The organism is Pseudomonas sp. PI1 (genome assembly GCF_000812405.1).
Lineage (GTDB): Bacteria > Pseudomonadota > Gammaproteobacteria > Pseudomonadales > Pseudomonadaceae > Pseudomonas > Pseudomonas citronellolis.
Map to the genome: position 1 here is coordinate 1 of NZ_JWMC01000058.1, position 7,129 is coordinate 7,129.

General features: G+C 71.5%; 9 protein-coding genes. 1 reads left to right on the forward strand and 8 read right to left on the reverse strand.

Translation table 11 applies throughout. The features are described from left to right. The first annotated feature begins 539 nt into the window (after positions 1–539). Entirely contained in the window at positions 540–908 is a 369-nt protein-coding gene (locus tag RN02_RS19010; RefSeq protein WP_043315938.1) for a putative zinc-binding protein, read from the forward strand. 8 nt (positions 909–916) lie between these two features. Here the strand turns inward: RN02_RS19010 and ubiT are convergent, their stop codons facing one another. The 8 genes from ubiT to moaC all read right to left on the reverse strand — a co-directional run bounded on the left by ubiT (position 917) and on the right by moaC (position 6,411). Then, positions 917–1,393, reverse strand: a complete 477-nt coding sequence (gene ubiT / locus RN02_RS19015) for a ubiquinone anaerobic biosynthesis accessory factor UbiT (RefSeq protein WP_009616099.1) — start codon at positions 1,391–1,393, stop codon at positions 917–919. Further along, positions 1,387–2,277, reverse strand: a complete 891-nt coding sequence (locus RN02_RS19020; RefSeq protein WP_043315940.1) for a U32 family peptidase — start codon at positions 2,275–2,277, stop codon at positions 1,387–1,389. The genes ubiT and RN02_RS19020 overlap by 7 nt, the downstream gene beginning before the upstream one ends. Positions 2,278–2,288: 11 nt before the next feature. After that, the gene (gene ubiU / locus RN02_RS19025) at positions 2,289–3,284 is read right to left on the reverse strand and encodes a ubiquinone anaerobic biosynthesis protein UbiU (RefSeq protein ID WP_043273102.1); all 996 of its coding nucleotides are present in this window, start codon (positions 3,282–3,284) and stop codon (positions 2,289–2,291) included. 60 nt (positions 3,285–3,344) lie between these two features. Continuing rightward, positions 3,345–4,580, reverse strand: coding sequence for a molybdopterin molybdotransferase MoeA (locus RN02_RS19030; protein ID WP_043315942.1), 1,236 nt, complete (start codon positions 4,578–4,580; stop codon positions 3,345–3,347). Continuing rightward, complete coding sequence (moaB, locus tag RN02_RS19035; protein ID WP_009616095.1) at positions 4,577–5,149, reverse strand: molybdenum cofactor biosynthesis protein B; 573 nt, start codon at positions 5,147–5,149, stop codon at positions 4,577–4,579. Before moaB ends, RN02_RS19030 begins: the two co-directional genes overlap by 4 nt. A gap of 83 nt (positions 5,150–5,232) precedes the next feature. Continuing rightward, the gene (gene moaE, locus RN02_RS19040; RefSeq protein ID WP_009616094.1) at positions 5,233–5,685 is read right to left on the reverse strand and encodes a molybdopterin synthase catalytic subunit MoaE; all 453 of its coding nucleotides are present in this window, start codon (positions 5,683–5,685) and stop codon (positions 5,233–5,235) included. 4 nt (positions 5,686–5,689) lie between these two features. Then, positions 5,690–5,938: a MoaD/ThiS family protein gene (locus RN02_RS19045; RefSeq protein ID WP_009616093.1), complete on the reverse strand. Its 249-nt coding sequence runs from the start codon at positions 5,936–5,938 to the stop codon at positions 5,690–5,692. Beyond that, positions 5,935–6,411, reverse strand: coding sequence for a cyclic pyranopterin monophosphate synthase MoaC (gene moaC / locus RN02_RS19050; RefSeq protein WP_009616092.1), 477 nt, complete (start codon positions 6,409–6,411; stop codon positions 5,935–5,937). Before moaC ends, RN02_RS19045 begins: the two co-directional genes overlap by 4 nt. Positions 6,412–7,129: the final 718 nt, after the last annotated feature.

A 7,129-nucleotide genomic window follows, 5' to 3' on the forward strand; every position in this document is an offset into this window, starting at 1 on the left:
GTATCGCTTCGCTCAACGCCATCCTACGAAAAGCCGTGCTTCCTGGCACCGTAGGACCTTGTCCGCGATGGCCGGAACCACCGGCGCGATTCGCGGATGAGATCCGCCCCACCCACGCCACTCCCTTGTAGGAGCGCGCCCTGCGCGCGATTCGCGGGCAGGGCCCGCTCCTACAGGTTACCGGGAGGTACGGTATTCCTCCCCCGTAGGCGGACCTTGTCCGCGATGGCCGGAACCAACGGCGCGATTCGCGGATAAGATCCGCTTACGCCACCCCACCCACGCCATTCCCCTGTAGGAGCGCGCCCTGCGCGCGATTCGCGGGCAGGGCCCGCTCCTACAGGTTACCGGGAGGTACGGTATTCCTCCTCCGTAGGAGCGGACCTTGTCCGCGATAACCGGACATACCGGCGCGATCCGGGGCCCCATGTAAAACCCTCATACCTCCACAGGAGTAGCCGTCAGCACGAATTGACGCAGGTCATGTCGCCGCGCCTGGCCGCCGCCGGACACTGCGCACTCACTGCGCGGAGGTCGTCATGCACCCGAAGTCCCAGTTGCCCCTCGTGTATTCCTGTTCCGGCTGTTCCAACCTGGCCCAGCTGGCCAACGACCTGGCCCTGCGCCTGGACCGCGATGGCCTGGCGGAGATGTCCTGCATCGCCGGCGTCGGCGGCGACGTGCCGCCGCTGGTGAAGAAGGCCTGCTCCGGCCGGCCGATCCTCGCCCTGGACGGCTGCCACCTGCACTGCGTGCGCGGCTGCCTGGCGCGCCATGGGGTGAGCCCGGCGCACGCGCTCACCCTCACCGACTACGGGCTGCGCAAGCGCTACGGCGAAAGCAGTTCGCTCGACGACTTCGAGATGCTCTACGAGGAACTGCAGTTCCTCCTGCTCAGCAGCGCCTGAGTCCCTCCTCAGGCCTGCTGCGCCTGCACGCCGCGGGCGGCGCGCTGCAGGCCGTTCCACAGCCACGGCGGCAGGCTGTCGGGGTCGAGGCTGTCGATCAGGTTCTTCAGCGCCAGGCCCAGTTCGGTGTCGCCCTCGATCACCAGGCGGCGGCGGAAGAACAGGGTGTCGGGGTCCTCCTGGCGCCCGGCCAGCAGCAGGAAGTCGCGCCAGCCGCCGCGGATAGTCACGCTGGGCACCGGGCCCTCGGCCAGTTGCAGGCCGTTGCGGCCGCGGGTGAGGTTCCAGCCCAGGCCCAGGTCGCTCACCTCCAGGCGCAGCCAGTGGCCCTCCAGCAGGTCGAAGTCCCCGGCCGCCAGGGGCGCTGCGAACAGGCGGTTGGCGGCGCGTTGCAGCACCGCCCGCTGCAGCGGCGCGGGCACCCGCGCGGCCAGCGGCAACAGGCGTTCGGCGGCGCGCAGGGCGCCGGTTTCGAGATTCAGCACAGGTTCACCTCATCGCTGCGCAGCATGCCGGGGCGGCCATGCCAGTAACCGTTGCAACCTTCCACCGCCAGCGGCGGCGCGGCGCCGCGGCGCACCCGGTCGAAGGCCTGGACCACTTCCACCATGCCCTGCGCCCGCGGGCTCAGGCGCAGCATGTCGGCGCCGCAGTCGCGCAGCGAGGCGTAGTCGGCCAGCAGGTTGCCCGGCTCGCCGGACATCGTCTGGATGCCGTTGAGGGTGAACAGCGGCGCGCCTTCCTGGCTGAGCATCGACATCCCCTCCGGGTAGTTCTGGCAGCAGAACTGGCAGTCGTCCTTGGGCCGGTTCTCCGCGCGGGCGGTGAAGCAGCGCGCGGAGTACGCCAGGGGCAGGTGGCCGTAGGCGAACACCTCGGTTTCCAGGTCCTCCAGGCCCAGCTCCCGGGCCTGCTCCAGCACCGCCAGCACCTGCTCGCCGGAGCATTCCACCGGCGGCACCCAGCGGCGCAGGCCGCAGCCGTGCAGTTCGGCCAGGGCATGGCCGTTGTACAGGTTCAGCGCCGGGCCGCCGACGAATTCCACGCCCAGCCCATGCAGTATCTGCACCGCGCCCATGTCGTTGGCCTCCACCCGCAGCTCGCCGTTGCCGCACAGCCGGCGCAGCGCCGACAGCTCGGAGGCCGCCTCGATCAGCGCCAGCCCCGAGAGGAGGATTTCCGCCCCGCTCTGCTGCGCCAACTCGCGGCCCAGGCCCAGCCAGTCGTCCAGCGACAGGGCGCGGCGCTTGGAGCACACGGTCTCGCCGAGGTAGATGGCGTCCAGCGGCTGTTCGGCCATCTGCGCGTAGAAGTCCAGGAGTGTCCGGCGGTCCCAGTAGAACAGCACCGGCCCCAGGCTGAGTTTCATCAGGCTTTCCCTCACTGCCAGGAACGATGGTAGGCGCCCAGGGTGGTCTGGTGGCCTTCGGAAAGTTTCTCCAGCGCGGCCTGCCACTGCGCCTGCGGCTGGTAGCGCTCCGGCGCGCGGCGCCAGCTGTCCAGCGCCTGGCGCCAGACGCGGGTGACCTGCTCGACGTAGGCCGGGCTGCGCTGGCGGCCCTCGATCTTCACCGCCGCCACGCCGATCTGCGCCAGCTGTGGGATGAGGTCGATGGTATTGAGGCTGGTGGGCTCCTCCAGGGCATGGAAGCGCTGGCCGTCGACCACGAAGCGGCCCTTGCAGAGGGTCGGGTAGCCGGCCGGCTCGCCCGGCGCGTAGCGGTCGATCAGCACTTCGTTCAGGCGCGAGGTCAGCCCCTCGGGCTCCTCGCTCCAGCGCACCGCCTTGGCCGGCGAGCAGACGCCGCAGAGGTTCGGCGACTCGCCGGTGACGTAGGAGGACAGGTGGCAGCGCCCCTCGGCCATGATGCACAGGCTGCCGAAGGCGAAGACCTCCACCGGCACCGGGCTGTTCGCCGCCACCTGGCGCACCTGGGCCAGCGACAGCACCCGCGGCAGCACCGCGCGGCGGATGCCGTAGCGCTCGTGGTAGAAGGCCAGCGCCGCGACATTGGTCGCCGAGCCCTGCACCGACAGGTGCAGCGCCAGGTCCGGGTGGCGCCGTGCGGCGTAGCCGAGCACCGCGCAGTCGGCGGCGATCAGCGCGTCCACGCCCAGTTCGGCGGCGTGGTCCACCGCCCGCTGCCAGCGCGGCCAGCCGGCGGCGCCGGGGTAGGTGTTGACCGCCAGGTAGAGCTGCCGGCCGGCCGCGCGGATCAGTCCCAGGCCCTCCTGCAATTGGCGGTCGTCGAGGTTCAGCCCGGCGAAGTGGCGGGCGTTGGTGTCGTCGCGGAAACCCACGTAGATGGCGTCGGCGCCTTCGCGCAGCGCCGACTTGAGGGCGGGCAGGCTGCCCGCCGGACATACCAGTTGCATGCTTCCCCCTTGCATGGAACGGCCGCCGCGCCTCGGCGAGGCCGGCGGCCAGGGCTGACGTCAGCCGTACAGTTCGCTGAACGGCAGGTAGGCCACGGGCTCGCCGGCGGCGAGGGTGCGCCCCGCCTCCACCACCGCCAGGCCGTCGGCCCAGCTGGCGGCCAGCAGCATCGCCGAGCCCTGCTGCGGGTGGATTTCCACCCGGCTGGCGCCGCTGGCGTCGGTCGCCAGGCGCGCCCGCAGGTATTGGCGGCGCTTGTTCGGCTGCGGCCAGGCGAAGGCCGCCGGCAGGTTCAGCGGCGCCAGCGCGGTCTCGGCCAGCCCCTGGGCGCGGCGCAGGAAGGGCCGCGCCGCCACCAGGGCGGTGACCAGCGCCGCCGCCGGGTTGCCCGGCAGGCCCAGCCAGGGCTTGCCGGCCACGCTGCCGAAGGCCAGCGGCTTGCCCGGCTGCATCGCCAGGCGCCACAGGTGCAGTTCGCCGAGGGCGCCGACCGCCTGCTTGAGATGGTCGCGCTCGCCCACCGAGACGCCGCCGCTGCTGATCAGCACGTCGCATTCGGCGGCGGCCAGCTCCAGGGCGTCGCGGCTGGCGGCCAGGGTGTCGACCAGCACTTCGTATTCCTGTACGTCCAGGCCCCATTGGCGCAGCAGGGCGCCGAGGCTGAAGCGGTTGGCGTTGTAGATCTGCCCCGGCGCCAGCGACTGGCCGGGCTCGCGCAGCTCGTCGCCGCTGCTCAGCAGGCATACGCGCAGGCGCCGGTACACCGGCACCCGGGCCTGGCCCACGGCGGCCAGCAGGCCCAGTTCCTGGGGCCGCAGGCGGAGTCCGGCGCGCAACAGCGGCGCGCCCTGGCGCAGCTCCTCGCCGCGGCGGCGCACATGGCTGCCCAGCGTGACCGCCGGCAGCCACACGCGGTCGCCTTCGGCCCGGCAATCCTCCTGGGCCACCACGCTGTCGGCCCCTGGCGGCAAGGGCGCGCCGGTGAAGATGCGCACGGCGCAGCCCGCCGGCAGCGCCTGGTCGCCCGCCTCGCCGGCGGCGATGCAGCCGGCCAGCGCCAGGCTGCCGCCGCCCGCCGGCACGTCGGCCGCGCGCAGGGCGTAGCCGTCCATCGCGCTGTTGTCCCAGTGCGGCAGGTCGCAGGGGGCTACCAGGTCGCTAGCCAGCACCCGGCCGAGGGCATCGGCCAGGGCCACGGATTCCACCGCCGGCGGCGCCGGGGCGCGCGCCAGCAGCTCGGCCAGGGCCTCGTCCACCGGTTTCAGGCCGTGGCCGTCACAGCCGCAGCCGCTCATGACCGGCTGCCGCAGGCACAGGCGCCGCCGCCGCAACCGCCCTCGGGCCTGGGCGGGGTCTTCAGGTGCGGCACGAAGTTGCACGGCCGGGTGCGGCTGTCCAGCTGCGCGGCGAGGATTTCCCGCCAGGCGGTGCGGCAGGCGCCGGGCGAGCCGGGCAGGCAGCAGACCAGGGTGCCGTTGGTGACGCCGGCCAGGGCCCGCGACTGGATGCTGGAGGTGCCGATCTCGCCCAGGGAGACCTGGCGGAAGAGTTCGCCGAAGCCCTCGACGCGCCGCTCCAGCAGCGGCTCGACGGCCTGCGGGGTGTTGTCGCGGGCGGTGAAGCCGGTGCCGCCGGTGATCAGCCCGACCTGGATGCGCGGGTCGGCGATCCAGGCGCAGACCACCGCGCGGATCTGGTGGATGTCGTCCACCACCAGGCGCCGCTCGGCCAGCACGTGGCCAGCCTCGCGCAGGGCGTCGGCCAGGGTCTGGCCGGAATCGTCGGTTTGCAGGGTGCGGGTGTCGCTGACGGTCAGCACGGCGATCTGCAGGCTCTGGAAGTCCTGCGTGGCCAGGTGGCTCATGGCTGCCTCCGGGGAAGGATGAGACTGCGGCCAGCCTGCGCCTCGGCGGCTGGCCTGCCCATTCCTCGGAAGAGGTAGCGCGACTATTTGTCCCAGCGCTGCGCCGCGGCCTGGTCGCTGCAGCGGCCTTCCACCCAGCGCGGGCCTTCGGCGGTGTCTTCCTTCTTCCAGAAGGGCGCGCGGGTCTTGAGGTAGTCCATGACGAAGTTGCAGGCGTCGAACGCCGCCTGGCGGTGGGCGCTGGCGGTGCCGACGAAGACGATGGGTTCGCCCGGCTCCAGGCGGCCGATGCGGTGGAGAATCTCCAGGCGCAGCAGCGGCCAGCGCTCCCGGGCCTGCCCGGCGATCTTCTCCAGGGCCCTCTCGGTCATGCCCGGGTAGTGTTCGAGGAACATGCCGCCGACCTCGCGGCCGTCGTTGAAGTCACGCACGTAGCCGACGAAGCCGACCACCGCGCCGATGCCGACGTTGGCGGCATGCAGCGCGTTGACCTCGGCGCCGGGGTCGAAGGGGCTTTCCTGGACGCGCACGGCCATGGCCTCAGCCTCCGGTGACGGTGGGGAAGAAGGCCACCTCGTCGCCATCGGCGAGGGGCTCGTCGAGGGCGCACAACTCCTGGTTGCGCGCGCACATCAGGTTCTGCTCGGCCAGCACCTGCCAGGCGCCGCCGCGTTGCAGCAGGTGCTCGCGCAGGCCGTCGACGCTGGCGAAGGCCTCGCTCCAGCCCAGCTGCTCGCCGTCCAGGCCGAGGGCCTCGCGGTAACGGGCGAAGTATTGCACGCGGATCATCGGCCCTCCTCCGCACGGTAGTGGCCGCTCTTGCCGCCGAGCTTCTCCAGCAGGCGCACGCCCTCGATGGTCATGCCCTTGTCCACGGCCTTGCACATGTCGTAGATGGTCAGCGCGGCGACGCTGGCGGCGGTCAGCGCCTCCATCTCCACGCCGGTCTGCCCGGCCAGCTTGCAGCGCGCCTCGATGCGCACGGCATCCTCGCCGTCGGCCTGCAGCTCGACCTTGACGCTGGTGAGCAGCAGCGGGTGGCACAGCGGGATGAGTTCATGGGTGCGCTTGGCCGCCTGGATGCCGGCGATGCGCGCCACGGCGAAGACGTCGCCCTTGGGGTGGCCGCCGTCCTGGATCAGGCGCAGGGTTTCCGGGCGCATGCGCACCCGCGCTTCGGCCACGGCTTCACGGGAGGTCACCGCCTTGTCGGTGACATCGACCATGTTGGCGCGGCCCTGGGAATCGAGATGGGTGAGCAAGGAAAGTCTCCGGGTAGAACGAGCGATGGCAACCAGTGTACGCCCTGGATAGGCCGTGGGGGGCCTGGCGAGAGGTGAAAAAGGAGGGGGGATTGTATACAAAAAGAGGTAGGGCGGGTCCAGGTCGGACGCTGGAATGGTGGCGGAGTCCGTCACCCTCACCCCAACCCTCTCCCAGAGGGAGAGGGGGCTGTCCGGAGCGCACGGAAAGCCCGTGGCTCCCTGCACCTGTAGGAGCGAGCTTGCTCGCGAACAGGAGCTGCCGGCTGACTGCGTGGCCCCCGTTCTGCCCAACGGTCCCCTCTCCCACTTGCGGGGGAGGGTTAGGGAGGGGGTGCGGAGTCCAGGCCAAACGCTGGAGTGGCGGCGAAGTCCGTAACCCTCTCCCCAGCCCTCTCCCTGAAGGGAGAGGGGGCCGTCCGTGCCGGCTGGGAGAGCGGCTTTAGCCGGAAATTACGGTGGGGCCGGCTGACTGCATGGCCCCTCGTTCTGCCCAACGGTCCCCTCTCCCGCTTGCGGGGGAGGGTTAGGGAGGGGGTGCGGAGTCCAGGCCAAACGCTGGAGTGGCGGCGGAGTCCGTAACCCTCTCCCCAGCCCTCTCCCTGAAGGGAGAGGGGGCTGTCCGTGCCGGCTGGGAGAGCGGCTTTAGCCGGAAATTACGGTGGGGCCGGCTGACTGCATGGCCTCCCGTTCTGCCCAACGGTCCCCTCTCCCGCTT